The sequence below is a fragment of the Citrobacter sp. Cf118 genome (assembly GCF_030334095.1).
Taxonomy (GTDB): Bacteria; Pseudomonadota; Gammaproteobacteria; order Enterobacterales; family Enterobacteriaceae; genus Citrobacter; species Citrobacter freundii.
In genome coordinates this window covers 64,795-90,860 of the sequence record NZ_JAOWES010000058.1, presented here as the reverse complement: position 1 = coordinate 90,860, position 26,066 = coordinate 64,795, and the positions used below count along the sequence as shown (strand labels likewise).

Sequence of the window (26,066 nt, the reverse complement as noted above, 5' to 3'; positions counted from 1 at the left end):
CGAGTTGCAGGAAGGCGGCGACGCAGCGAATTCCCAGGAGCTTACGCCAGTAAGTGACTGGGGTGAGCGAGGAAAGCCAACACACCTGCAACTTGAAGTATGACGGGTATATTATCATTATCATCTGCATGGCATTCAGCGCAACCCTCTAAGAACAGGGCTTTTGGCTGAATTTATGCATAAAAATGCAATTTTATCGCGGTATTGATGAATAACTTTTTGTTATAAAAGAATTTTAATATGTTCAAAAATGAAGAAGTCATAGCGTGAGTTTTTTTCGCTCACCTGTTCGTTTGCCTGTTTTTTAAACAGGCAAAATGATACAAATCACAAATAAAACAAATTTATTTTTGCCGATTCTGCAACAACTTCGCCATATTAATAGAGTCAACGAGCTGTGCCCGGTTCACCCTCGGCGAGTTTAAATCCATAACTTTTTGCCAAACTGAAATAGCCTGGGCGTAGTCTGCTTGCATAAACGCATCTGAGGCTAACAACATCAGCGCGGTGACCTCTGCCGGGTCCAGCGCCAAGGCCTTATCAATCATCTCGCGAGTGGGCGGCGCCATATGTTGTCCGGCCTGGTAATACAATACCGTTGCCATCGCTGAATAGATCTCAGCATTTTCACCGCCGACACGCAGCGCCTGCTCGTAGGCCAGCAGCGCATTATGATACGCGTTTTGCCAAAGATAGTACTCCCCGAGTTGCGCCCATTTCACGCCGTCCTGTGGATTGGCTCGAATCTGCGATTGCAGCAAAAGCAACTGTTTTTCCTGAATATTTTCATCAGAGAAAGCATGTAAAGGGTCCGCCAGTCGCGTCTGCTCCTGACGAACCGCCTGCCATTTTGGCGTCAACAGGTAGCCTCCAATGCAGGCCACAACCATCAGTACCACCGCAGCGGTCAACCGCTTCACGGGCATTGGGCGTAACAGCGGCTCGCACTGGCTCATTATTCACCTTCCTCCGTATGCTGACGTCTTCTCACTCGCCAGACCACTACACCTACCAGCAACAACAACAGGCACGGCAACGCCCACAGCAGCAGCGTTTGCTCATTCAGCGGCGGATTATAACGAACGAAATCACCGTAACGCTCGGTCATCCAGGTGGTTATCTCGGCTTCACTTTTCCCTTCCGCCACCATGCTGTAAACCTGATGGCGCATACTGACCGCTACCGGCGCATTTGATTCCAGCAAATTTTGGTTTTGGCACTGTGGACAACGCAGTTGGCTGGCAATAGACAGCGCTTGTTCTTGCTGTTGCGGATTTTCAAAGCGCCAGGTATCCACAACCTGGGCATGCGTAGCGAAAGTAATGAAAAACAGGACGAGCGTTAAGAGTAATAACTTTCTGCCGGATGGAGCTGCGCTTATCCGGCCTACGGTTTGCGCACCTTGTAGGCCGGATAAGGCGTTTACGCCGCCATCCGGCAACGCTGTGATTAATTTACGCATCACGCTTCCTCCCTCGCCATCCGCTCAGCAGTGCGCCAAAGACCATTAATAGTCCCCCACCCCAAATCCAGCGCACGCCGGTCTGCACGTACAAGCGCATGGCATAACGGTCTGGTCCGGTTTTTTCACCCATTACCGCATACCAGTCATGCATCAGGTTCCAGCGGATCCCCGGCTCCATCATCTGTTGACGACGCGCGGCATAGAAGCGCCTTTCAGGTTGCAGGCTGCCAATGCGTTTCTCATTGTGCCACAGCGTGATCTGCGCTTTTTCACTGGTGTAGTTACCTTTGGCTTCCAGGTCGAGACGCTCAAAACGGAAAATGTAACCCGCCAGTTCAACCTGCTGCCCAGGGCTCAGGTTCAGGCTTATCTCCTGACGGCTACCGCTGGAAAAGACGATCCCCGCCGCAAACACCAGCACCCCGGCATGCGCCAGCAGTGCCGGAAGTTGGATGCGGAAAGACACTTTGCGGCTTCTGACCATTGCCAGCACAATAACCAGCAGCATCAGTAGGCCAAAGGGCAGCGTAGCGCGGTTAAAGTACGGTGCGCCCACAGAAAGCCGCCCCCAGCCGAACAGCCCGTAAATCATCGGGTAGAGCGTGCCAATCAGCACAATCAGCAGCACCGCACTAAAGAGCAGCAGCGCAACCAGAATCAGCATCTCGCGTGACCAACCGCCAAAACGAGCATTCTGCCGGACTTGCTGGCCCCGCCAGGCGTACAGCCCGAGCGACGCCAGACTCAACACGGTAAACAGCGCAAACAGCGGCGCGGCACGAACGTTATCCAGCGCGAAAGCATGCACCGAAACGAGAATGCCGGAACGCACAATCAGCGTCCCCAGCAGCGATAAAATCAGCGTGACGATCGCCAGCAGCAGCGACCAGTGGCGGAAGATCCCGCGCTGGCGCGTGATATACAGGCTATGCAGCAGCGCGCTGGCGGAAAGCCAGGGTAATAAGGAGGCGTTTTCTACCGGGTCCCAGAACCACCAGCCGCCCCAACCCAGCTCGCAGTAGGCCCACCAGGAGCCGAGGATAATCCCCAGCGTCAGCGCGCACCAGCCGGGCAGCGCCCAGCGCCAGCACACCCAGGCGCTCTGCGCATTAAAGTCACCGCGCAGCAGCGAGGCCAGCGCTACGCCTGCCGCCACCATTAACCCCCCGTAACCCAGGTACAGCAGCGGTGGATGGAGGATTAACCCAAGATGTTGCAGCATCGGGTTAAGGTCGCGCCCTTCAATGGCTGGCGGAAAGATACGCACGAACGGATCGGACCATACCACCACAAACAGCAGCAGCAGGGCCGTTATCATTGAAAGGACGCAGAGCGTCAGCGGAAACAGCGCGTTGGTATTACGCCGATAGCGAAGAGCAAACAGCGCGCTCCAGGCTGAAAGAAACAGCACCCACAGCAGCAGCGATCCTTCATGACCGCCCCACACCGCCGCCAGTTTTAATCCCCACGGCAGCAGGCTGTAGCTGTGCTGGGCAACGTAGACCACCGAAAAATCGCTGGTCAAAAAGCAGAATACCAGAATGGTAAAGGCCAGTAGCAGCAGGGCAAATTGTGTCCACACGCCCACGCTTGCCAGGCGCATCATCCCCTGCCAGCGCTGGCGGACACCTACCAACACGGCAAGCGGGGTCAACACGTTGACCCCGAGGCTTAATAACAGCGCCAGAAAACCGGCTTCAGGAAGGAGAACGTCCAGATATCACCTTACGCAACGGTTAGCTGACCCGCATAGAGGATAAAAAAGCGCAGCAGCAGTACGCCGGTCAGGCTGGCGCCGCACACTGCCAGCACACCATGAAACGTCGAACTGCGGTTGGCCCAGGGTTTTAGCAGCATCGGCAGTATCAACCCAAGCCCGGCCACGCCAAGCCAGAACCACCAGGTCCAGAATCCGCCGCCCAATGCCGCCGCCAGCGCACGCATTTTTCCGTCATCGCCCAGCGCCAGACCAACAAAGAACGCCGCCAGCAGGAAGATCTCCAGCCATACGACCGGGACTTCCATACGATGCACAAAGTGCGCTTCCGTACTGTGCGGATTGCTACGATGACGTAACGCCATGGCGATCAGCGCCACTGCCGCACCGGAGGAGATCCCGGAGAACAGAAACAGCACCGGCAGGATCGGGTTATTCAGGAACGGATAGGATTTCAGCGCCGACAGCAGGAACCCGGTATACGCCCCGAGCAGGACCGCCAGCACCAGCATCAATGTCTCCAGTGCGCGATGGAACGGCGTGATTAGCGTCAGGAGTTTTGACACAATCGTCAGTCGCGGCACGAACCGCTGTTGCAGGGCAATTACCTCTTTTTCAAAGATTTTTGCCAGCCACAGCACTAACACCACCATGTACAACTGGAACAGCATGACCCCCATCGACATCACCGAAGTGAAGCTGTAGTGGAACATCAGTTTCCAGAAAGTCCATGGACGCGTCAGGTGGAACACCAGAATCAGCAAACCGAGGATAATTGCCCCCGGCCCTAACACCAGCGTGGTGCGCAGCAGCGTGCTGTCTGAACCGCCCGCCTCCGGATGGAAGCGACGCAGCAGAATCGCCAACGTGACCAGTCCGGCAGAGATACCTATCAGGAACAGATAGATGGCAATGGGCCAGTCCCACACCAGTGATTCAAAATGAAATGCAGAAGCGGATGTCATTGGCTCACCTCCCCAAATTTAAAGGGAACGCGGTAGACCTTCGGTTTTGTACCCAACGCCAGTTTGTAACGGTAGGTAGTTTTCTGCTGCAACAAACGGGATATATCACTGTTGGGATCGTCCAGATTACCAAACGTCAGCGCCTTCGTCGGGCATGACTCAACGCAGGCGGGCTGTTTGCCCGCTTTCAGGTTGGTTTTCCGGCAGAAATCGCATTTATCCGCCGTTTTGCTCACCGGATGGATAAACCGCACGCGATAAGGACACGCGGCGATACAGTACTGGCAGCCAACGCAAAGGTCCGGGTTCACATCCACAATACCGCTGGCGGCATCGCGATACGATGCCCCCGTCGGACAGACGTCAACGCAGGGAGCGTGGTCGCAATGCTGGCACGAGTGACGGAAGAAGCGATACTTCACATCAGGAAATGTCCCTTGCGGCTCGCTGCGAATAATCGTCAGACGCGATACGCCTTCCGGCACGTTGTTAACTTCCCGACAAGCATCCATGCAGGCCGTACAGCCAATGCATAAAGACTCATCATGAACCATACCGTAACGCACGCCATTGATGTTCAGCGTCTTCGCCACAACGCGCCCCGCCGTCCCGCTCACTGCCACCAGCGCGCCGACGCCGGTGATAAACTGGCGACGAGAGCAACTCATGGATGCTCCTTAAGCAACGGAACCGACGCCGGGTTAAAGTTCGGATTGTTACGCTGATCGCTGTGGCAATCGACGCAAATCTTGATCCGTCCTTTATCGCTCAGCGTCTGCATCGTGTCTTGCTTCGGATGCAGTGAGTGACAGCTGGCACACGCCACTTTGGTTACGTGGACATCGTGCGGCCAGAACGCTTTTTGCAACTGCTCAGGCAGGTGACAGGACATACAGACGCTGTTCTGCTGCTCCACGTTGTACATCGGCTCATTAAAGCGCATCACATCTTTCACCCCTTCGCGGTGGTTCGGTGACGGCTGGCCGTGACAATTGGTGCAGGTGACAGGCAGTTTGTTATTCGGGTTGATGGCTTCCGCATGCTTACCATGCATACCTTCGGTATCCGGCTTGTGACAGTCCAGACAGGCGGCATCCGGATTACGCTGTTGGGTAACCGTCCAGCGTTGATCCGACTCCTGCGGCGTTGGCGTGGCAGTGATTCCACTCAGGCTCCATAACAAGCCTGACGCCAGCACCCCAGCAGTTAATAACGAACGTAATACGCTCATATTCACTCCGTTGAGTTATCCGCCCCTTGCGGGGCGAAATGGGGTTATTGGCTTAACAGACCGTTTTTACGCGCCTGATCTTCCCACTGCGGAATCACCGTTTTGATGAAGTCCTGCTTCTCAGCATTGATTTGCTGCATGTTCAAACCAATCGCCGCCTGGGCTTTCTCTTTGGTAGAGATATCCGGTAACGGGATTTCATGCGTGATGCCTTTGGTCGCCAGCAGACGGACCAGTTTGGTACGTGCGTCAGCGGCTTTATCCATTGCGCTACCCAGCATCCGCAGACCTTCTTCCGGGGCGTGCATGTGAATACCGTGTGAGGCGATAGACAGGTCCCAACGCCATTGCGCGTGACGGATATCTTCCAGAATCGGCTTCATTTCCGCTTCGGTCGCACCCGCATCCCATGCGGCTTTCGCTTCGAAGTGCGCACGAACAAGCTGGTCTTCAACTTTGATTTTCAGGTCATGAATGGCCTGTTTACGCTCGGCGACCACTTTTTGCAGGGACGCTTTGTCCTGGGTGTGGCAGTTCGCACAGGTCTGAGCGAAATTATCGAACGGATTACCAATCTTATGGTCGGTGTAAATCTTGCCTTCCGCGTTCTGCACTTTCGGCATGTGGCAGTCGATACAGGTCACATTGTTCTTGCCGTGAATGCCTGCGCTCCAGGTTTCATACTCCGGGTGCTGCGCTTTCAGCATCGGGGTTTTAGACAGGGAGTTGGTCCAGTCAGAGAAGGCGATGGTGTCGTAGTACTTCTCCATGTTCTCGACTTTCATGCCGTCGTCCCACGGGAACTTAACGGCTTTGTTTTTACCGTCGAAGTAATATTCCACGTGGCACTGGCCGCAGACCATGGATTGCTGGTCAAAGCGACCGGCTTTCTCAAACGGTTTGCCGATTGTTTCCATCGCGCGTTCAGCATAAGGACGCGACAGCGTCAGTTCTGGCTTGCCTTTGGCAAAGTCTGGTGACGCGGTGTTATGGCAATCGCCGCAGCCAAGATTATTAACAATTTCAGGACCGCCGCGCGCCCATTTACCGTGGAAGTAGCCATCTTCACCGTCTTTCTGGATCAGACGCGCCACATCCGGGCTTTTACAGCTCCAGCAGGCCATCGGCAACGGACCATCTTCTGCCGTTTTGGGTGCGCCGGTACGTAAGGTTTCACGAACATCGGTCACTGCATACGCGTGCCCGCGCGGTTTGTTGTAATCGCGCGAGAAGGGATATCCCGCCCACAGGATCACCAGACGAGGATCTTCTGCCAGCGCATCTTCACGGGCTGATTGCTCAGACGTGGCTTTCCAGGAGAGATATTGATCGGGATGCTGAGGGGCGAAGACTTCATTCTTCGCTTCAACGGTGACGGTTTTTGCGGGTACGGGGGTTTGTTCAGCGTGAACTGCAGAGATAAATAATAAAGGTACTAACAGGCTGAAGAAACGGCGTACGCGTGATTTTATCCTTGCCATAGGGGTCTCATCCAGATGACGCCATTATCTGCAATGGCGGTTCTTTTATTGTTTTCCATAACAGCAACCACACGAATACTGTCATGACATTGCTCCACCCTATTTGTAACAAGAAACCACACTGAAAATGTTGTCTTTAATCAATTGTAAGTGTATGTAAAATACCACTTTAGAGTTAGTAACACCCTTTGATTGCTCCCTCTTTTGTCTAATTCAGATACAGATCACCTTTTCAACAATCCTTTAGATAACTACATGTTATCGCGAGATTTAGTCAATTTTGCTAGCTCCCTTCAAAATTCAGTTTGTCGCTAATTTGCACAATTCGTTTATTGCGTGATCTGCCGCGCAAATACTAAACAAAACTCTCAAAGCCCCTACATTTAACGTTTATGAGACATATTATTAACATCCTACAAGGAGAACAAAAGCCATGAGCCAAATACATAAACACGCTATTCCCGCAAACATTGCGGATCGTTGCCTGATAAATCCGGAGCAGTACGCAGAGAAATACCAGCAATCCGTTAACGAACCCGACACATTTTGGGGCGAACAGGGAAAAATTCTTGATTGGATCAAGCCGTACAGCCAGGTGAAGAACACTTCCTTCGTACCAGGCAACGTGTCGATTAAATGGTACGAAGACGGCACCCTGAATCTGGCCGCAAACTGCCTTGACCGCCACCTGCAGGCAAACGGCGATCGTACCGCCATCATCTGGGAAGGCGATGACGCAACCCAAAGCAAAAACATTACCTATCGCGAGTTGCATCGCGATGTCTGCCGTTTCGCCAATACGCTACTGGATTTAGGCATTAAAAAAGGTGACGTGGTGGCCATTTATATGCCGATGGTGCCGGAAGCTGCGGTCGCCATGCTGGCCTGTGCCCGTATTGGCGCGGTGCATTCGGTCATCTTCGGTGGTTTCTCACCGGAAGCCGTCGCCGGACGTATTATCGACTCCAATTCACGCCTGGTGATCACCGCCGACGAAGGCGTACGCGCCGGGCGCGCTATCCCACTGAAAAAGAACGTGGATGATGCGCTGAAAAATCCAAATGTGAAAACCGTTGAACATGTGATCGTTCTCAAACGTACCGGTGGAAAAACGGAATGGCAGGAAGGTCGCGACCTGTGGTGGTCCGATCTTATCGAGAAGGCCAGCTCAGAACACCAGCCGGAAGAGATGAACGCGGAAGATCCGCTGTTTATCCTGTATACCTCCGGCTCAACCGGCAAGCCGAAAGGCGTACTGCACACTACCGGCGGGTATCTGGTCTACGCTGCAACTACCTTTAAGTATGTGTTTGATTACCATCAGGGCGATATCTATTGGTGTACCGCTGACGTAGGCTGGGTAACCGGGCACAGCTACTTGCTGTACGGTCCGTTGGCCTGCGGCGCAACCACGCTGATGTTCGAAGGCGTGCCAAACTGGCCTACCCCGGCGCGTATGTCGCAGGTTGTGGACAAGCATCAGGTCAATATTCTGTATACCGCACCGACCGCCATTCGCGCCCTGATGGCGGAAGGCGATAAAGCGATTGAAGGCACTGACCGTTCGTCACTGCGTATCCTGGGTTCAGTTGGCGAGCCGATCAACCCGGAAGCATGGGAGTGGTACTGGAAGAAGATCGGCAACGAAAAATGCCCGGTCGTCGATACCTGGTGGCAGACTGAAACCGGTGGATTCATGATCACCCCGCTGCCGGGCGCCACCGAACTGAAAGCCGGTTCTGCAACCCGTCCATTCTTTGGCGTACAGCCTGCGATTGTCGATAACGAAGGTAATCCGCTGGAAGGCGCGACCGAAGGCAATCTGGTGATTACCGACTCGTGGCCGGGCCAGGCGAGAACGCTGTTTGGCGATCACGAACGCTTTGAGCAAACCTACTTCTCTACCTTCAAGAATATGTACTTCAGCGGCGACGGTGCGCGCCGTGACGAAGATGGCTATTACTGGATCACCGGACGTGTGGACGATGTGCTGAACGTCTCCGGCCACCGTCTGGGAACAGCTGAAATCGAATCGGCGCTGGTGTCGCATCCGAAGATTGCCGAAGCCGCGGTGGTAGGGATTCCGCATAATATTAAAGGCCAGGCGATCTACGCTTACGTCACGCTGAATCACGGTGAAGAGCCGTCACCTGAGTTGTACGCCGAGGTTCGCAACTGGGTGCGTAAAGAAATTGGCCCGCTGGCAACGCCAGACGTGCTGCACTGGACCGACTCACTGCCGAAAACCCGCTCCGGCAAAATCATGCGCCGTATTCTGCGTAAAATCGCGGCGGGCGATACCAGCAATCTGGGCGATACCTCGACTCTCGCCGATCCTGGCGTCGTGGAGAAACTGCTCGAAGAGAAGCAGGCCATCGCGATGCCATCATAACCATAACTGTGAAATGCCCGATGGCGCGCAGCTTATCGGGTCTACAAATCCTATCCCTACCCCTCCCCTGACCGGGAGGGAAATATAAAAACCCTCCCCCAAAGGATTTCGCGTTGCAGGAAGGCGGCAAGCGAGCACATCCCCAGGAGCATAGTTCACTATGTGACTGGGGTGACAAATCTGTCCGGAACAGATTTGAACGTTACTTGTAACGGCCCCGCTGGGGCGAGACCCAGGGATGGGTCGAGTAACGAGTGCGGCCAACGCACCTGCGGCGTGAAAAACGAAGGGGGCCTCTGGAGAACTCTGTGATGAATGACCAAATTTATCAGCGGATAGAAGACAGTGCGCGTTTCAGGGAGTTAGTAGAAAAACGGCAACGGTTTGCCACCATTCTGTCCATCATCATGCTGGCAGTTTATATCAGCTTTATTTTACTGATTGCCTTTGCGCCTGGCTGGCTGGGTACGCCGCTCCACGCGGGAACCAGCGTCACCCGGGGTATTCCGATTGGGGTCGGTGTGATCCTTATCTCCTTCATTCTGACCGGGATTTATATCTGGCGGGCAAACGGTGAATTTGATCGCCTGAACAATGCGGTTTTGCACGAGGTTAAAGCATCATGAAGAGAGTCCTGACGGCGCTTGCCGCCACGCTGCCCTTCGCCGCAAACGCGGCGGATGCTATTAGCGGTGCAGTTCAACGCCAGCCAACCAACTGGCAGGCGATTGTTATGTTCCTGATTTTCGTCATCTTTACGCTCGGCATTACCTACTGGGCGTCTAAGCGCGTACGTTCGCGTAATGACTACTACACCGCCGGCGGTAACATCACCGGTTTCCAGAACGGGCTGGCGATTGCGGGCGACTATATGTCGGCGGCATCGTTCCTTGGAATTTCCGCGCTGGTATTTACCTCCGGTTATGACGGGCTGATTTACTCACTCGGCTTCCTGGTCGGCTGGCCAATTATCCTGTTCCTGATTGCTGAGCGTTTGCGTAACCTCGGTCGTTACACCTTTGCTGACGTTGCTTCTTATCGTCTGAAACAGGGTCCAATCCGTATTCTGTCGGCCTGTGGTTCCCTGGTGGTGGTCGCTCTGTATCTGATCGCCCAGATGGTCGGCGCAGGTAAACTGATTGAGCTGCTGTTTGGTCTGAACTATCACATCGCCGTCGTACTGGTTGGCGTACTGATGATGATGTACGTTCTGTTTGGCGGCATGCTGGCAACCACCTGGGTACAGATCATTAAAGCTGTTCTGCTGCTGTTCGGCGCCAGCTTTATGGCCTTCATGGTAATGAAGCACGTCGGCTTCAGCTTCAACAACCTGTTCACCGAAGCGATGGCAGTACACCCGAAAGGCTCCGCGATTATGAGCCCGGGCGGTCTGGTAAAAGATCCGATATCCGCCCTGTCGTTAGGTCTTGGATTGATGTTCGGTACAGCAGGTTTGCCGCATATTCTGATGCGTTTCTTCACGGTCAGCGATGCCCGCGAAGCGCGTAAGAGCGTATTCTATGCCACCGGTTTTATGGGTTATTTCTACATCCTGACCTTTATCATCGGCTTTGGCGCGATCATGCTGGTAGGCGCTAATCCAGAGTACAAAGATGCTGCAGGCGCACTGATCGGTGGTAACAACATGGCGGCGGTTCACCTGGCGAATGCGGTGGGCGGTAACCTGTTCCTCGGCTTCATCTCTGCAGTGGCGTTTGCCACCATCCTGGCGGTGGTTGCCGGGCTGACGCTGGCGGGCGCTTCGGCAGTTTCTCACGACCTGTACGCCAACGTATTCCGCAAAGGCGCAACCGAACGTGAAGAGCTGAAGGTGTCAAAAATCACCGTACTGGTACTGGGTGTGATAGCCATCCTGCTCGGCGTGCTGTTTGAGAACCAGAACATCGCCTTCATGGTGGGTCTGGCGTTCGCCATCGCGGCCAGCTGCAACTTCCCGATCATCCTGCTTTCCATGTACTGGTCGCGTCTGACCACCCGTGGCGCAATGCTGGGTGGCTGGTTAGGTCTGTTAACAGCGGTAGTATTGATGATTCTCGGCCCAACCATTTGGGTCCAGATCCTCGGTCACGAAAAAGCCATTTTCCCGTATGAATATCCAGCGCTGTTCTCCATCAGCATAGCGTTCCTCGGGATCTGGTTCTTCTCTGCTACCGACAACTCAGAAGAAGGCAACCGCGAACGCGAGCAGTTCCGTGCTCAGTTCATCCGCTCCCAGACCGGGTACGGCGTAGAACAAGGTCGCGCGCACTAACATCCCTTCTCCTCCGGCTTTCGGGCCGGAGGATTACATCCTTTCTTAGAACATCAGCCTCGCGACCAACGGCGCAACCAATACCATCACCACACCGGAAAGCATCATTACCAGACTGGCAACCACGCCCTCTTGCTGACCAAGCTCATAAGAGCGCGCCGTGCCTGCCCCGTGCGATGCTGCGCCAAATCCTGCGCCTTTCGCCATTCCTTCACGAATGGAAAGGCGTAAAAACAGCACATCGCCGACCGCCATGCCGAATACGCCGGTCACCACCACGAACAAGGCCACCAGGTCCGGCTGCCCGCCCAATGGCTCTGCCGCTGCCAGCGCAAATGGCGTGGTGACGGAACGCACCGCCAGACTGCGTTGGATCTCATCAGGCAACATAAACAGACGCGCCAGCCACACGGAACTGGTGACGGCCACCAGCGTTGCCGTTATCACGCCCGCCGTCAGCGACATCCAGTGACGCTTAATCACCGCAAGGTTGTCATACACCGGAACGGCAAAGGCGATGGTCGCCGGTCCTAACAACCACAGCAACCAGTGCGATTCACCAATATAGTTTTGCCAGGAGATATGGCCGAAGACTAGCATCAGCACCAGCAGGGCCGGGGTGAGAACTAATGGCATCAGCGGTAATTTACGAAAACGGCGATACAAACGCTTATTAGCAAAGTAGATACCCAGCGTAATCACCAGACACAACACGCTTAGCTGGAAATTACTCACGGTTTAGCCTGCTCATTTCATAGCGATACACTTTATCCACCACCCACGCCGTTGCGCCGAGCACCATCAGCGTACTGATCGCAATGACGGCAAATATACGCCAGCCATCAACCAGCAACAGCTGCGTGTAGTTCACAACGGCGACCACCGCCGGGACAAAAAACAGCAGCATTTCAGCCAGTAACCAGCGAGCACCTGCGCGAATCCAGTTCAGCGGGATAACCCGGCAGACAATTAACGCCAGCATCAGCACCATCCCTACCAGGTTGGCAGGAAGCGGCAGATGCAGCCAGGAGACAAGATATTGAGCTAATACAAAGAGACCTGCGTACAACAGAACCTGAACGGGGATCTGGAGTCGATGAATAACAGCAGGCGTCACGCGGCTTATCGCCACAGCCATGAGGGTATGTCCTTAAAAAATAGAGAGCGCCAGTATAGAGAGCCCCCGTCCAGGACTGAAATGAATTAAACTCATTGCAGGCATAGTCTTAAGGAATAATCATGGATATCAGAACGCTGCGATATTTTGTTGAGGTGGTTCGTCAGCAGAGCTTTACTCGCGCAGCGGAGAAGCTTTTTGTCACCCAGCCCACCATCAGCAAGATGTTGAAGAACCTTGAAGACGAGCTTAATTGCACGTTGCTCATCCGCGACGGGCGGCGGTTGTTGTTAACCGACACCGGGCAGGTCGTTTTCGAACGCGGCCTGGCGATCCTCGCTGAGTTTCGCCAGCTTGAAGCTGAACTTAGCGACATTAATCACCTCAACAGGGGTGTGCTGCGCCTCGGTATCCCGCCGATGGTCGGTATGTTGATGGCCGGGCCTATCAGCCTGTTTCGCCAGCGCTATCCCGGCGTTGAGCTGAAGGTCTCTGAATTTGGCGGCTTAACCGTCCAGCAGGCGGTGATGAACGGCGATCTGGATGTCGCGATGACCGCGCTGCCGGTTGAAGAAGAGAGTGGTCTGGCGACCCTACCGCTTTTCAGTCATCCGCTCTGCGTGCTGGTCCCCCGCTCCGGTCAGTGGACAACATGCGAATCCATTTCCCCCGAGGCACTGGCGGAACATCCGCTACTGATCTACAACGAAGATTTCGCGTTGAGCCGCCAATTGCTTGAGCTGTTTAGCCAACACAACGTCAAGCCCCGCATCGCGGTGCGCAGCGGGCAGTGGGATTTTCTGGCTGCGATGGTACAAGCCGGAGTCGGGATTGCCATTTTACCGGAGCCGATTTGCCAGCGCCTGGATAAGCAAACGTTGCGCTGGATCCCTCTGGAGAGTGATTTACGCTGGCAATTGGGCATGATTTGGCGCGAAGGCGTGTATCTGTCGCACAGCGCCCAGGCGTGGCTCAAATGCTGTGAAGGGTTTTGGCTACCGCAAGCGACGTAAAATGCCGGATGCAGCGCAAACGCCTTATCCGGCCTACATCGGTTTTGTAGGCCTGATAAGCGTAGCGCATCAGGCACTCTCGTTTATTGGTTCTCGATCAACAGCGCTTCCAGCAAGTCCAGATCGTGCAGCAGCTTTTGCAGCGTTTCATTGCTGATTTCCCGCGTCGCGCGCAGGTGATAAAGCTCTGCGCGTTCTGAACGCAACGCTGCCAGGCGGAAACGTCGCTCGAGGTTTTCTTCCTGCATCGAGCTTTCCACATCGTTGCGTCCGTCGGCGCGACGACGCAGGTTACCAATCACGCGGGAACTCACCTCGGTGAGTAACTGGTTATCGATGTTCTCTTCGGTGTCCGCGGCCAGTCGCTCCTCCATTTTCTGGATCGCGACAATCGCCACTTCTGCCGTAGCAGCGCGAGCAATACGTTCCTCTTTCTGCTGCTGCGAGTGGTCTGCCACTTCCAGATGTTGTAGCAGAATCGGCAACATCACCACGCCAACAAACAGCGAGAACAGAATCACGCCTGCGGCAAGGAAGATCAGCTCATATCGCGCCGGGAATCCGCTACCATCCGGTAACAACAGTGGAATGGAGAGCACACCGGCGAGGGTAATTGCTCCGCGTACACCGGCAAAGGAGGCGATCAGGATTTCACGCGTTGTCCAAGAGCCGAATTCCATTGGTTTTTTCTTCAGAAAGCGCAGACTGAATTTTTTCATCGTCCACAGCCAGCCAAAACGTACCAGCATCAGCGCCACGTAAATCAGCACGATATCGGTAAACAGCATCCAGATTTCAACGTTCGGATCGACCTCTGCCGCCGCTAAAGAAGACTCCAGAATCCCCGGTAACTGTAGCCCTAACAATAAGAAGACCATGCCGTTAAACACAAACTCCAGCATTGCCCAGGTACTGTTAGCACGTAAACGCATCGCCAGCGGTGCGCGGCGCATCACCCCGGAACGGGTGATCGTCATCCCGGCAGCGACCGCCGCGAGAATACCGGAAACGCCGATGTGTTCCGCAATCAGGTAAGACGCAAACGGCAGCAGGAACAGCAGGACGATTTGCGTTGCCGGCTCGTCACCGCCCCAGCGGCTGAGGAAGCGCAGGGAGCGCCCGTACAGCCAACTGACGACAAAACCAGCCAGGATGCCGCCAATCGCCACTTTGAAGAACTCAAGCGTTGCGCCACCAACGGTGAATACCATCGTCCCCATCGCCACGGCGACGGCAAACTTCAGAGAGACCAGACCGGAGGCGTCGTTCATCAACGCTTCGCCCTGCAGGATGCCCATGATTTTCTTCGGTATGCGCCCCTCCCCCACAATGCCGGAAAGGGCAACAGCATCGGTTGGTGAAAGGACGGCGGCCAGCGCAAAGGCTGGGATAAGCGGTATCCCCGGCACCAGCCAGTAAATCATAAATCCAATGCCGACCACCGTGACCAGCACCAGCGCCAGCGCAAGGCCGAAGATCTCTCGCCCATGCTCGAGAAACTCACGCGTTGGCGTCTTCCAGCCATCGGCAAAGAGCAGCGGCGGGATGAACAGCACCAAAAACAGCTCAGGATCGAATTCCACATGCAAACCAAACGTCGGCCACGCCAGCAAGGCGCCGATGGCGATCTGCATTAGGGGTAAAGGGAGTTGGAAGGGCAATACGCGAGTAAATACCCCCGACAGCGAGACCACAAGGGTCATGATGAGTATGGTGAAAAAGATTTCCATGCGTTCCCTGTTTGCGATGTTTCTTATGATTGGTGATGAGAGGCGTCGTGCCTCAATTCTATCTAATTGAGAGTAACGCAAAAGACAACGAGTGTGTTCTGAAAATAAAAACGGGCGGCCAAAGCCACCCGTTTTGAGGATCTTTATCGAATAAAAATCAGATAGCCCAGCCGCCCGCGTAGAAGGCCACCAGCGCGATAGCGATAACCACCGTGCCGATGTTCAGCTTGCGCCATTCACCAGAGACAAGACGGCCAATCACCAGGGTAGCAAAGCCAATCATAATGCCGGTAACGATGTTACAGGTCAGCACGATAAATACGGCCGTTACCAGACCCGCCATTGCGTCAACAAAGTCAGCAAAGTCGATTTTCGCAACGTTGCTCAGCATCAACAGGCCCACATACATCAGTGCAGGCGCCGTTGCGTATACCGGTACAAGATAAGAGAGCGGGGAGAGGAACAGGATCAGCAGGAACAGGACGCCAACGGTGATCGCCGTCAGGCCAGTTTTACCGCCTGCCGCCGTACCCGCTGCGGATTCAATGTATACCGCCGCAGGAGCAGCGCCCACCAGACCAGAGAACACGCTGCTCAGGGAGTCGGTGGTCAGCGCTTTGCCGCCGTCGATAATCTGTCCGTCTTTATCCAGCAAATTCGCCTGTCCGGCTACGGCACGAATGGTGCCGGTCGCATCGAAGACGGCGGTCATAACAAGCGCCAGCACGCTCGGCAGAACGATAGGATTCAGTGCGCCCATAATATCCAGGCTGCCGATCAGTGAGTTGCCGTTTTCGTCGCTCAGAGACGGCATGGCAAAAATACCGGAGAAATGCACGGCCGGGTCGAAAATCAGGCCAACAATGGAAATACCGATAATAGTCAGCAGGATGCCGCCCGGTACTTTCAGTTTTTCGAGGCCAATAATCACCGCCAGACCAACCAGCGACATAATCACCGGGAAGGTATCGAAGTCACCCAGCGCAACCGGCAGACCGTCCAGCGGATTCTTAATCACCAGACCAACGCCGTTTGCCGCAATCAGCAGCAGGAACAGGCCGATACCGATTCCCGTACCGTGCGCAACGCCCTGCGGCAGATTGCGCAGTATCCAGCTACGAATACCCGTCGCGGAAATGATGGTAAACAGGACGCCCATCAGGAACACCGCGCCCAGCGCAACGGGCACGCTGATATGTTGCCCCAATACCAGGCTGAATGCGGTAAACGCCGTCAGAGAAATGGCGCAACCAATCGCCAGCGGCAGATTTGCCCACAGGCCCATCACAATAGAACCGATGCCCGCGACCAGACAGGTTGCCACAAATACAGCGGCAGGCGGGAATCCGGCTTTACCCAGCATCCCTGGAACCACAATAACGGAGTAAACCATGGCGAGGAACGTCGTTAATCCGGCAACGACTTCCTGACGAACGGTACTGCCGCGAAGCGAAATTTTAAACCAGGCGTCGAGTGAACCGCCGGTACGCGCTGAAGGCGTAGACATAGAAAACATCCCCTGAGAGTTTATTTTTTCGTCATTATGCGTGCTGGACAATCCACTGCCTGCTAAACGTTTTCTCCATGTGCCAGGTTTGCGTCATTAGGGGTGTCGCAAAAAAGCAAACGTTTAGCTCCGCGCATAAAAAACGGGTGGTAAAAAAAAGCAAACGATTATCCAGCGATCATACGCCGGTTTTCAACTGAACTTTGCCGCTTTTTACTCATTTCTTCTTATAACGCACAATAAACAACCAGTCGATGCGCAAACGTTATCGTCAATGCGCAATCTGGTAACAAATTTCGCCAGATTGTCGCAACAATCGTTCTTATTTTTCGCGCAAACTCGCGCAAGAAAACCGGTGAAGATGCGGTAATTTTTTTGGCTAAAAAATCATCATTTGACTGGCAAATGGAGGGAGGTAGCTTACACTTACATTATCAACACAGGCCGGAACCTCCCCTAATGTGCTCGACTGAGGGGTGTTGATGTCGGGGGAAACCCTCCCGTGAACCAGCGGGATAGAGTGAAAGACGAAGACCGGAACCAAACTAAAGCGCCCTCTGTGGCGCTTTAGTTTTATACCCGTCATATTTCACGTTGCAGGTGTGTTGGCTGCGTTTACTCACCCGAATCACTTAGTTTACTAAGCTCATCGGGATTCGTGCTCTTGCCGCCTTCCCACAACGCGAATTATTTAGGGTATATATCAGTCATATATTTAAACCAATCAATCATCTTCCAGCAGACGCGCCCCGGTTCCTTGCTCGCCCAGCTGATCGCCTGGGTTACGCAACGGGCAATCGCTGCGCGACAAGCAGCCGCAACCAATACATCCATCCAGCTCATCGCGTAGCGACACCAAAGTATGAATGCGTCGGTCCAGCTCTTCACGCCATTGCGAAGAGAGCTGTTTCCACTCTTTAGCGCTAAGTGAATGTCCTTCAGGTAATACGCCCAGCGCGTCGCCAATCGTTGCCAGCGGGATCCCAATACGTTGAGCAATCTTGATAATCGCCACGTAACGCAATACATCACGTTTGTAGCGACGCTGATTACCGCTGTTGCGCATGCTGCTGATTAACCCTTTGCTTTCATAGAAATGCAGGGTCGAAACTGCCACGCCGCTACGCTTTGCAACTTCACCTGGCGTGAGCAGCGCTTTTATTCGGGGTAATTTCTTTTCCATAAATCGCTTTACCTCAAGTTAACTTGAGGAATTATACTCGCCCACAGACAAAACGACGAATCGAATACTGAGAAAGAGGCAGCCCTATGTCCCATCAGCAGATTATTCAGACCCTTATTGAATGGATTGATGAACATATCGATCAGCCGCTGAACATTGAGGCGGTTGCGAAAAAATCAGGTTACTCGAAGTGGTATTTACAGAGAATGTTCCGCACGGTGACGCGCCAGACGCTGGGTGACTACATCCGCCAGCGACGACTTCTGCTGGCGGCGGTTGAACTGAGGACGACTGAGCGACCTATTTTCGATATCGCGATGGATCTTGGTTATGTATCGCAACAAACCTTCTCGCGCGTGTTTCGCCGCGAGTTTGATCGTACCCCCAGCGATTACCGCCACCGCCTGTAAGCTTATTGCCCGCTCTGCGTCAGTATGGCGGGCGACCGTTGTATCCAGTGCATGAACTCCTGCGACGGTAGCGCCTTCGCAAAATACCAGCCCTGACAATACTGTACGCCGCGTTCAAGCAGCCATTCGATTTGCTCCTTCGTTTCCACCCCTTCCGCAATCGTCTTCAGGTGTAAGCTTTGCGCCATCTCAATAATATGTTCGGCAATCAAGTGACTGGTGCTGTTAGTGGACAACGTGCTAATAAACGATTTGTCGATCTTCAGGATATCGACATTCAGCGCTGATAAATTATGCAGATTGGAATATCCCGTGCCAAAATCATCAAACGCCACTTCATAACCCGCCTTGCGGAACGCCTGGATTACTGGGGTCATTTTATGTACATCTATGAACCCCCGCTCCGTCACTTCGACTTTAATTTGCTGGGCCGCCACGGAGTACTCACGATTTTTGTCGTTAATCAGAGCAATCAATCGGGATGAATGAAAGTCAGAAGCGGAAAGGTTAATCGAGATATAAAGCTGAGGATGCGCCGAAAGAAAATACCCCAAATCGTTGAATACCTCTTCAACGACATAATCCGTGATCCGCTCAATCATTCCCTCTTTTTCAGCCAACGGAATAAACTCCGTCGGGCTCATCACCTCACCTTTACAACCCGGCCAGCGCAGCAGAGCTTCAGCACCAACACATTGTCCATTCTTAATATCAATGATCGGCTGGTAATGCAGGCAAAGCTGACGTTTTTTGATCGCGCGTTTTAGCAAGCGTCGGGGAGATAAGTATTCCTGGCGCGTGCGCCACCACATTAGCAGTATCAGGATGCTGCAGATAATCCCGAAGGGAATGGTTAATACCGCCTCGTGATAGAAAATCTGACTTACGCGGTTGTCTGAGGTCGACACAATGATCGCAATTGGGCGTTTTTCTGAATGCACGATGGTGTAAAAGCGATCGTCTTGTTGAAAGGTCGAGGCTTCACCTCGCACGAGAGGCGCGAATTGCGCAATATTTGCCGCTTCGCTGGCAGAGAAAAACGTATCTGTTACTGTGTCATATACGCCCCAGGACAGATCCGGATCATCTGACATGACTTCGCTGTAGGATAATGGATTTATGACTGCGACGTAGTTCCCACGTTGCATGTACGTCATTCTGTAGCCAGCGAAAAAAGGGGTATCGCGGTAGTAATAGATGGCGATATCCGGCGTACGTTTATAGTCGGCTGTCGGCATAATATAAGTAACAGTCGGCGCCATAGACGTAGAGCACAAAAAATGATCGCCCTGCGCATAAATTAGCTCACTGATATATAAACGACCGCGAATAATATTCAGCATACTTTTCTGATGTGCCGGGGTACACATCTTACCCTGATACAACTGGGCCATATCACGCGCCAAATCGGCTTGTAGGATTACCAATTCTGTTTTATTTAACACCAGTTGAGCAAAAGAGCGGAGTTGGTTATGGGTTTCGGTCATCGCCCGGATATGTGCAAACCAAATCGCCAGCACCACGGGGAACAATACCACCATGAATGTTCCCAGGAACTTCAGCATCTTGCGTCGCGCACTGTGATTCATGTCAGCCCTATTTCCCTGTTTCGTATATGCCAGAACCCATCAAGGCAGGATGCTATAAACACCGACTGATTAAGTTGCATGAATCTATCAGTATTAGCAACAGACTTCTCTATGTAAAAGTCTGATAATAGTTGATGATGATATTATTTTTCCGTAAGGCAAACTTAAAGTTATGCTTATTTCATAACGTTATTATCCCCACGGAGTAATTTTTTATGAGCATTATCCTGGCTGCGTTTAAGAAATTCATTAAAGTTTTTTAACGTTTAATTTAGGATAAATATAACAAGCAGACTAAATACATGTTTAAAACATGGTTATTTATTATCAACCCTTCATTAAATTAAACCACACAATCAGAGTGGCTTTAGGTCTACAAAAATAGCGTCCAATAGTGGTGAACAAACGAGCACTTGTGATATAGTTCACAAAAATCATGTAACAGAAACAATGTTTCATTCATGTTATTGCCCGTCGATAGCCAGAGTACTACACCCTCGGTGAACACCCCCGCGCTGTCCTGGGCATCCAGACTTTCTGAGGACGTTTTTCATGGCAACAATAACAACTGGCGTGGTTCTTCTGCGGTGGCAACTACTCAGCGCGGTACTGATGTTTTTAGCCAGTACGCTCAATATCCGTTTTCGTAAATCAGATTATATTGGCCTGGCCGTCATTAGCAGCGGTTTGGGGCTGGTGTTTGCCTGCTGGTTTGCGACTGGATTGCTCGGCATAACCCTGGTGGATATGTCCACTATCTGGCAGAACATTGAAACCGTGATGGTTGATGTGATGAGCCACACACCGCCAGACTGGCCGATGGTGTTGAACTGATAACAAAATTGCATATGGCTACCCCGGTCTTGAGGTAGCCATAATTTTCAGCGAAAAGCAGAAGGATTAGAACGGAATATCGTCGTCGAAATCCATCGGCGGTTCGTTAGACGGCGCTGCCGGAGCGGACTGCTGCGGACGAGACTGCGCACCGCCGCTGAACTGATTGCCGCCCTGCGGCTGCTGAGGCTGACCCCAACCACCCTGCTGCTGGCCACCACCTGCCGGAGCACCACCGCCCTGACGACCGCCCAGCATTTGCATGGTGCCGCCAACGTTAACAACAACTTCAGTGGTGTACTTTTCTACGCCGGACTGATCGGTCCATTTGCGGGTACGCAGTTGACCTTCGATATAGACCTGGGAACCTTTACGCAGATATTCACTGGCCACTTCCGCCAGTTTGCCAAACAGCACAACGCGGTGCCATTCAGTCTGCTCTTTCATTTCACCGGTCGCTTTATCACGCCAGGATTCGGAAGTAGCCAGCGTAATGTTGGCAACTGCGCCACCATTCGGCATATAGCGTACTTCCGGGTCCTGGCCCAGATTACCGACGAGAATCACCTTGTTTACGCCTCTGCTGGCCATGATCGTGTCTCCTGAAAAACGTTACTGAATAAGTGTAAGCGCGGGATTGTAGCATTTCCAATAGCGCTTTTACTACGTTGCGAAGTTGATTCCAGTAAACAACCCCCGCCAGACATTGTTGCACAGGAACATGCGTTTTGCATTCCAATACTGTATATCCATTCAGGTCAGGTTGTGTCATAATTAACCGTTTGTGATCGCCGGTAGCACCATGCAGCCAGGCAAAAAAGCGTTTAATCCGGGAAAGATGAATGGATAAGATCGAAGTTCGGGGCGCCCGCACCCATAATCTCAAAAACATCAACCTCGTCATCCCGCGCGACAAGCTGATTGTCGTCACCGGGCTTTCGGGCTCAGGCAAATCTTCGCTCGCTTTCGACACCTTATATGCCGAAGGGCAGCGTCGTTACGTTGAATCCCTTTCCGCGTACGCGCGTCAATTTCTGTCGCTGATGGAAAAACCGGATGTCGACCACATTGAGGGGCTCTCTCCTGCCATCTCAATTGAACAAAAATCGACGTCCCATAACCCGCGATCCACGGTAGGTACAATTACCGAAATTCACGACTATCTGCGTCTGCTGTTTGCCCGCGTTGGCGAGCCGCGCTGTCCGGATCACGACGTTCCCCTGGCAGCGCAGACCGTTAGCCAGATGGTGGACAACGTCCTGTCCCAGCCGGAAGGCAAACGTCTGATGCTGCTGGCACCGGTAATTAAGGAGCGTAAAGGCGAGCACACCAAAACGCTGGAAAACCTGGCGGGCCAGGGCTATATCCGCGCCCGTATCGACGGCGAAGTGTGTGACCTTTCCGATCCGCCCAAGCTTGAGCTGCAAAAGAAACACACTATTGAAGTGGTGATTGACCGCTTTAAAGTACGCGACGATCTCACCCAACGACTGGCTGAATCCTTTGAAACCGCGCTGGAACTGTCCGGTGGTACGGCGGTGGTCGCCGATATGGACGACCCGAAAGCGGAAGAGCTGCTGTTCTCCGCTAACTTCGCCTGCCCTATCTGCGGCTATAGCATGCGCGAACTGGAACCTCGGCTGTTCTCGTTTAACAACCCAGCGGGCGCGTGTCCAACCTGTGACGGTCTCGGCGTACAGCAGTATTTCGATCCTGACCGGGTGATTCAAAACCCGGAACTGTCGCTGGCCGGTGGTGCTATTCGTGGTTGGGATCGCCGTAACTTCTATTATTTCCAGATGCTTAAGTCTCTGGCTGAACACTATAAATTCGACGTTGAAGCCCCATGGGCCAGCCTGAGCCCTACCGTGCATAAAGTGGTGCTGTACGGTTCGGGTAAAGAAAATATCGAATTCAAATACATGAACGATCGCGGCGATACTTCCGTACGTCGTCACCCGTTTGAAGGTGTGCTGCACAATATGGAGCGCCGTTATAAAGAGACGGAATCCAGTGCGGTACGCGAAGAATTAGCCAAATTCATCAGTAACCGACCGTGCGCCAGCTGTGAAGGGACGCGTTTACGTCGCGAGGCCCGCCACGTATTTGTTGAAAATACGCCGCTGCCTGCAATTTCTGACATGAGCATCGGTCATGCAATGGATTTCTTCAACAATCTGAAGCTTGCGGGTCAGCGGGCGAAGATTGCCGAGAAAATTCTTAAAGAGATTGGCGATCGTCTGAAGTTCCTGGTCAACGTCGGCCTCAACTATCTGACGCTATCGCGGTCGGCGGAAACGCTATCCGGCGGTGAGGCCCAGCGTATTCGTTTGGCAAGCCAGATCGGCGCGGGTCTGGTCGGTGTAATGTACGTGCTGGATGAACCGTCTATCGGTTTGCATCAGCGCGATAACGAGCGTCTGCTGGGTACGCTTATCCACCTGCGTAATCTGGGTAATACCGTCATTGTAGTCGAGCACGATGAAGATGCGATTCGCGCCGCTGACCACGTTATCGATATCGGCCCCGGCGCGGGTGTTCACGGCGGTCAGGTCGTCGCCGAAGGGACGCTCGACGACATCATGGCAGTGCCTGAGTCGCTGACCGGCCAGTACATGAGCGGTAAACGCAAGATTGAAGTGCCTAAACAGCGCGTTGCGGCTGACCCAGAGAAAGTGCTGAAGCTCACCGGCGCACGCGGCAACAACCTGAAAGATGTCACCCTGACGCTGCCGGTAGGTTTATTTACCTGCATTACCGGGGTTTCCGGTTCGGGTAAATCGACACTGATTAACGATACTCTGTTCCCAATTGCGCAGACGGCGCTGAACGGTGCGACGCTGGCGGAACCTGCGCCGTATCGCGACGTTCAGGGCCTGGAACATTTCGACAAAGTGATCGACATTGACCAAAGCCCGATTGGCCGTACGCCGCGTTCTAACCCGGCGACCTACACCGGCGTGTTTACGCCAGTGCGCGAACTGTTTGCCGGCGTGCCGGAGTCACGTGCACGCGGTTACACCCCGGGGCGTTTCAGCTTTAACGTCCGCGGCGGACGCTGTGAAGCCTGTCAGGGCGACGGCGTGATCAAAGTCGAAATGCACTTCCTGCCGGATATCTACGTGCCGTGCGATCAATGTAAAGGCAAGCGCTATAACCGCGAAACGCTGGAAATTAAGTACAAAGGCAAGACTATCCACGAAGTGTTGGATATGACGATTGAAGAAGCACGCGAGTTCTTCGATGCCGTTCCGGCGCTGGCGCGTAAGCTGCAAACTCTAATGGACGTTGGCCTGACGTACATCCGACTGGGTCAGTCCGCTACCACACTCTCGGGCGGCGAGGCGCAGCGCGTGAAGCTGGCGCGCGAACTGTCAAAACGCGGTACCGGGCAAACGCTGTATATTCTCGATGAGCCGACCACCGGTCTGCATTTTGCGGATATTCAGCAACTGTTGGACGTGCTGCATCAGCTCCGGGATCAGGGCAACACCATCGTGGTGATTGAGCACAATCTGGACGTGATTAAAACCGCTGACTGGATTGTCGATCTCGGTCCGGAAGGTGGCAGCGGAGGCGGCGAAATTCTTGTCTCCGGCACACCAGAAACGGTCGCTGAGTGTGAAGCCTCACACACGGCACGTTTCCTCAAACCACTGTTGTAACTACGCAACACTTATCAGGCCCACAGAACAGGCGTAAAGCTTGTAGGCCTGATAAGACGGTTGCGCCGCATCAGGCAACGGTTGTGCCTGATGGCGCTACGCTTATCAGGCCTACAAGACCGTTCAGGGCTGCGTCAGTATCCGCCGTTTATCAGCAGGCAGCGTGTTCACAGCCTGCTGATAAGAGGCGTCAACCAGATAATAAATCTGTGAATCCGGCAGCGAGCCGTCCAGATACACCGTACTCCAGTGCGCCTTATTGAGATGCCTGCTTGGCCGAACATCGCTATGCTGCTGGCGCAACAACTCTGCCAGTTCTGGGCTGGTTTTCAGAGACACCGCCGGGCGTTCTTCCACCTCTTTTACCATGGCAAAAAGCACATCTTCGACTTTGATTTGCGTGGCCTTCCAGTCACTGTGAACACTCTGTTCCGCGCCCATTTTTGCCATGCAGTATTGCAGCAACTCCGAATTAGTCATCTTTATTCCCCTTACCAGCATATTGCCTAATGAGAACATCATTTATTCAGTGTGCAGCAAGTCCGCAAAAGGTAAAAGCCAGCAATGTAAATTTGTTTAAAAAAACAGCAATCCGCAGCCAGTGTCCTCAATATTCCGAGTTGACGATCACCTCTTCACCAAACGCACCGGCCTGTGGCAGCGGCTTATAAGTGGAGTTAGAGGCGCGCAAAATGCGAATACCACGAATACCCACGTCGCGAGCGGCAGTGATGTCATTATCGGAGTCACCGTAAAACATGCGGATATTTTTATCCTGTAACCACTGAGTTTTGGTGTTCTGGCCCGGCTTATCGCCGGCAAAAATGACCGGATTCATATTGCCAGCCGGGATGTGAAAGTTATCAGACAACGTTTTCGACACCGTTTCAGTCTTCGTCTGGCTACGCCCGGTCACGAAAAAGATGCTGTCACCACGACGCACGTGCATATCAATTAGCTGGCGCGCGACTTCTTTTGGAATACTGAACTCGTCCCAGCCGTTATTCATTTTTTCCCAGAAGGCCGGATTCTTCAGGTAATCCTCACTGTCCGGAGAATACGTTTTTTTACCGCGCCAGAAACCAGGGCTGGAAAAGAGGACTGTGTCATCGATATCAAACCCGACCGCCATCGGCGGACGTCCGGTCAGGCTGTTTTCAATTTGTGCCACGGAGACCCAGTGAATGGGAGCCTGCTCAGCGAGCTTTGCAACATTGGTGCCTGGATTGAGCTGAGAGGGAGAAGAAACGAGTGCCTGGGCTGGCTGATTTAGCGTGAACAATAAACAAACGGCACTCAGTGCCAACGTAAACTTGCGCATATTTTTCCCTAAGTAGTCAGTTAGTTATCATTTTTTTATTAACAACTGGTCAAAAAACTATCTGACCTTACCCCTTAGGGGGAGGGAAAGGAAGGATTTTCTCTGGTTTTGCCCTGGAAAAGGAGCACGATCACACAGGAAAGCGTGCCTGATGGCGCGACGCTTATCAGGCCT

At 53.3% G+C, this 26,066-nt stretch carries 21 protein-coding genes and 1 pseudogene; 7 read left to right on the top strand and 15 right to left on the bottom strand.

Annotated elements, in window-relative coordinates; translation table 11 throughout:
- Window positions 1-344: 344 nt before the first annotated feature.
- The 6 genes and pseudogenes from nrfG to nrfA form a co-directional block, all read right to left on the bottom strand.
- Window positions 345-956, bottom strand: coding sequence for a heme lyase NrfEFG subunit NrfG (nrfG, locus tag OGX67_RS04655; protein ID WP_003031771.1), 612 nt, complete (start codon window positions 954-956; stop codon window positions 345-347).
- Window positions 956-3,182, bottom strand: a pseudogene (gene nrfF / locus OGX67_RS04650) (heme lyase NrfEFG subunit NrfF). The gene nrfG and the pseudogene nrfF overlap by 1 nt, the downstream one beginning before the upstream one ends.
- 8 nt (window positions 3,183-3,190) lie before the next feature.
- Window positions 3,191-4,147: a cytochrome c nitrite reductase subunit NrfD gene (gene nrfD, locus OGX67_RS04645; RefSeq protein ID WP_003031764.1), complete on the bottom strand. Its 957-nt coding sequence runs from the start codon at window positions 4,145-4,147 to the stop codon at window positions 3,191-3,193.
- On the bottom strand, window positions 4,144-4,815 hold the full coding sequence (nrfC, locus tag OGX67_RS04640; RefSeq protein ID WP_003031761.1) for a cytochrome c nitrite reductase Fe-S protein: 672 nt from the start codon (window positions 4,813-4,815) through the stop codon (window positions 4,144-4,146). Before nrfC ends, nrfD begins: the two co-directional genes overlap by 4 nt.
- A complete protein-coding gene (gene nrfB / locus OGX67_RS04635) occupies window positions 4,812-5,378 on the bottom strand; it encodes a cytochrome c nitrite reductase pentaheme subunit (RefSeq protein WP_003031758.1) in 567 nt (188 codons plus the stop codon). The genes nrfC and nrfB overlap by 4 nt, the downstream gene beginning before the upstream one ends.
- Window positions 5,379-5,422: 44 nt before the next feature.
- Window positions 5,423-6,859, bottom strand: a complete 1,437-nt coding sequence (gene nrfA, locus OGX67_RS04630) for an ammonia-forming nitrite reductase cytochrome c552 subunit (protein WP_003844735.1) — start codon at window positions 6,857-6,859, stop codon at window positions 5,423-5,425.
- A 433-nt stretch (window positions 6,860-7,292) separates the two neighbouring features.
- Here nrfA and acs point away from each other — a divergent pair, with 433 nt between their 5' ends.
- From acs to actP, 3 genes are all read left to right on the top strand, one after another.
- Window positions 7,293-9,251: an acetate--CoA ligase gene (gene acs, locus OGX67_RS04625; protein ID WP_286526030.1), complete on the top strand. Its 1,959-nt coding sequence runs from the start codon at window positions 7,293-7,295 to the stop codon at window positions 9,249-9,251.
- A gap of 311 nt (window positions 9,252-9,562) precedes the next feature.
- Complete coding sequence (locus OGX67_RS04620) at window positions 9,563-9,877, top strand: DUF485 domain-containing protein (RefSeq protein WP_003031750.1); 315 nt, start codon at window positions 9,563-9,565, stop codon at window positions 9,875-9,877.
- A complete protein-coding gene (gene actP / locus OGX67_RS04615) occupies window positions 9,874-11,523 on the top strand; it encodes a cation/acetate symporter ActP (RefSeq protein WP_003031747.1) in 1,650 nt (549 codons plus the stop codon). The genes OGX67_RS04620 and actP overlap by 4 nt, the downstream gene beginning before the upstream one ends.
- A gap of 45 nt (window positions 11,524-11,568) precedes the next feature.
- Here actP and OGX67_RS04610 read toward each other — a convergent pair whose 3' ends face one another.
- Window positions 11,569-12,258, bottom strand: coding sequence for an LrgB family protein (locus OGX67_RS04610; RefSeq protein WP_061067027.1), 690 nt, complete (start codon window positions 12,256-12,258; stop codon window positions 11,569-11,571).
- Window positions 12,251-12,661, bottom strand: a complete 411-nt coding sequence (locus OGX67_RS04605) for a CidA/LrgA family protein (protein WP_044715240.1) — start codon at window positions 12,659-12,661, stop codon at window positions 12,251-12,253. Before OGX67_RS04605 ends, OGX67_RS04610 begins: the two co-directional genes overlap by 8 nt.
- Window positions 12,662-12,762: 101 nt before the next feature.
- On the opposite strand from OGX67_RS04605, the gene OGX67_RS04600 reads away from it, so the two are divergent.
- Window positions 12,763-13,653, top strand: coding sequence for a LysR family transcriptional regulator (locus OGX67_RS04600; protein ID WP_286526026.1), 891 nt, complete (start codon window positions 12,763-12,765; stop codon window positions 13,651-13,653).
- An 83-nt stretch (window positions 13,654-13,736) separates the two neighbouring features.
- On the opposite strand, the gene OGX67_RS04595 is transcribed toward OGX67_RS04600, so the two are convergent.
- From OGX67_RS04595 to soxR, 3 genes are all read right to left on the bottom strand, one after another.
- Window positions 13,737-15,383, bottom strand: coding sequence for a Na+/H+ antiporter (locus OGX67_RS04595; RefSeq protein WP_003031737.1), 1,647 nt, complete (start codon window positions 15,381-15,383; stop codon window positions 13,737-13,739).
- A gap of 157 nt (window positions 15,384-15,540) precedes the next feature.
- Complete coding sequence (ghxP, locus tag OGX67_RS04590; RefSeq protein WP_044715246.1) at window positions 15,541-16,890, bottom strand: guanine/hypoxanthine transporter GhxP; 1,350 nt, start codon at window positions 16,888-16,890, stop codon at window positions 15,541-15,543.
- A gap of 724 nt (window positions 16,891-17,614) precedes the next feature.
- Entirely contained in the window at window positions 17,615-18,073 is a 459-nt protein-coding gene (gene soxR, locus OGX67_RS04585) for a redox-sensitive transcriptional activator SoxR (RefSeq protein WP_003031733.1), read from the bottom strand.
- An 86-nt stretch (window positions 18,074-18,159) separates the two neighbouring features.
- Here soxR and soxS point away from each other — a divergent pair, with 86 nt between their 5' ends.
- Window positions 18,160-18,483 (top strand): superoxide response transcriptional regulator SoxS, encoded by a 324-nt coding sequence (soxS, locus tag OGX67_RS04580; RefSeq protein WP_003031731.1) that lies wholly within the window; start codon window positions 18,160-18,162, stop codon window positions 18,481-18,483.
- 2 nt (window positions 18,484-18,485) lie between these two features.
- On the opposite strand, the gene pdeC is transcribed toward soxS, so the two are convergent.
- Window positions 18,486-20,072 (bottom strand): cyclic di-3',5'-guanosine monophosphate phosphodiesterase PdeC, encoded by a 1,587-nt coding sequence (gene pdeC / locus OGX67_RS04575; protein ID WP_048220046.1) that lies wholly within the window; start codon window positions 20,070-20,072, stop codon window positions 18,486-18,488.
- Between the two features lie 552 nt (window positions 20,073-20,624).
- On the opposite strand from pdeC, the gene OGX67_RS04570 reads away from it, so the two are divergent.
- Entirely contained in the window at window positions 20,625-20,906 is a 282-nt protein-coding gene (locus OGX67_RS04570) for a YjcB family protein (RefSeq protein ID WP_044715249.1), read from the top strand.
- Between the two features lie 66 nt (window positions 20,907-20,972).
- Here OGX67_RS04570 and ssb1 read toward each other — a convergent pair whose 3' ends face one another.
- Entirely contained in the window at window positions 20,973-21,497 is a 525-nt protein-coding gene (ssb1, locus tag OGX67_RS04565; protein WP_003826621.1) for a single-stranded DNA-binding protein SSB1, read from the bottom strand.
- Window positions 21,498-21,748: 251 nt separating this feature from the next.
- On the opposite strand from ssb1, the gene uvrA reads away from it, so the two are divergent.
- A complete protein-coding gene (uvrA, locus tag OGX67_RS04560) occupies window positions 21,749-24,571 on the top strand; it encodes an excinuclease ABC subunit UvrA (RefSeq protein WP_003031720.1) in 2,823 nt (940 codons plus the stop codon).
- A 123-nt stretch (window positions 24,572-24,694) separates the two neighbouring features.
- Here uvrA and OGX67_RS04555 read toward each other — a convergent pair whose 3' ends face one another.
- Together OGX67_RS04555 and aphA are read right to left on the bottom strand one after the other, a co-directional pair.
- Complete coding sequence (locus tag OGX67_RS04555; protein WP_003031719.1) at window positions 24,695-25,051, bottom strand: MmcQ/YjbR family DNA-binding protein; 357 nt, start codon at window positions 25,049-25,051, stop codon at window positions 24,695-24,697.
- A 127-nt stretch (window positions 25,052-25,178) separates the two neighbouring features.
- On the bottom strand, window positions 25,179-25,892 hold the full coding sequence (gene aphA / locus OGX67_RS04550) for an acid phosphatase AphA (RefSeq protein WP_003826615.1): 714 nt from the start codon (window positions 25,890-25,892) through the stop codon (window positions 25,179-25,181).
- Window positions 25,893-26,066: the final 174 nt, after the last annotated feature.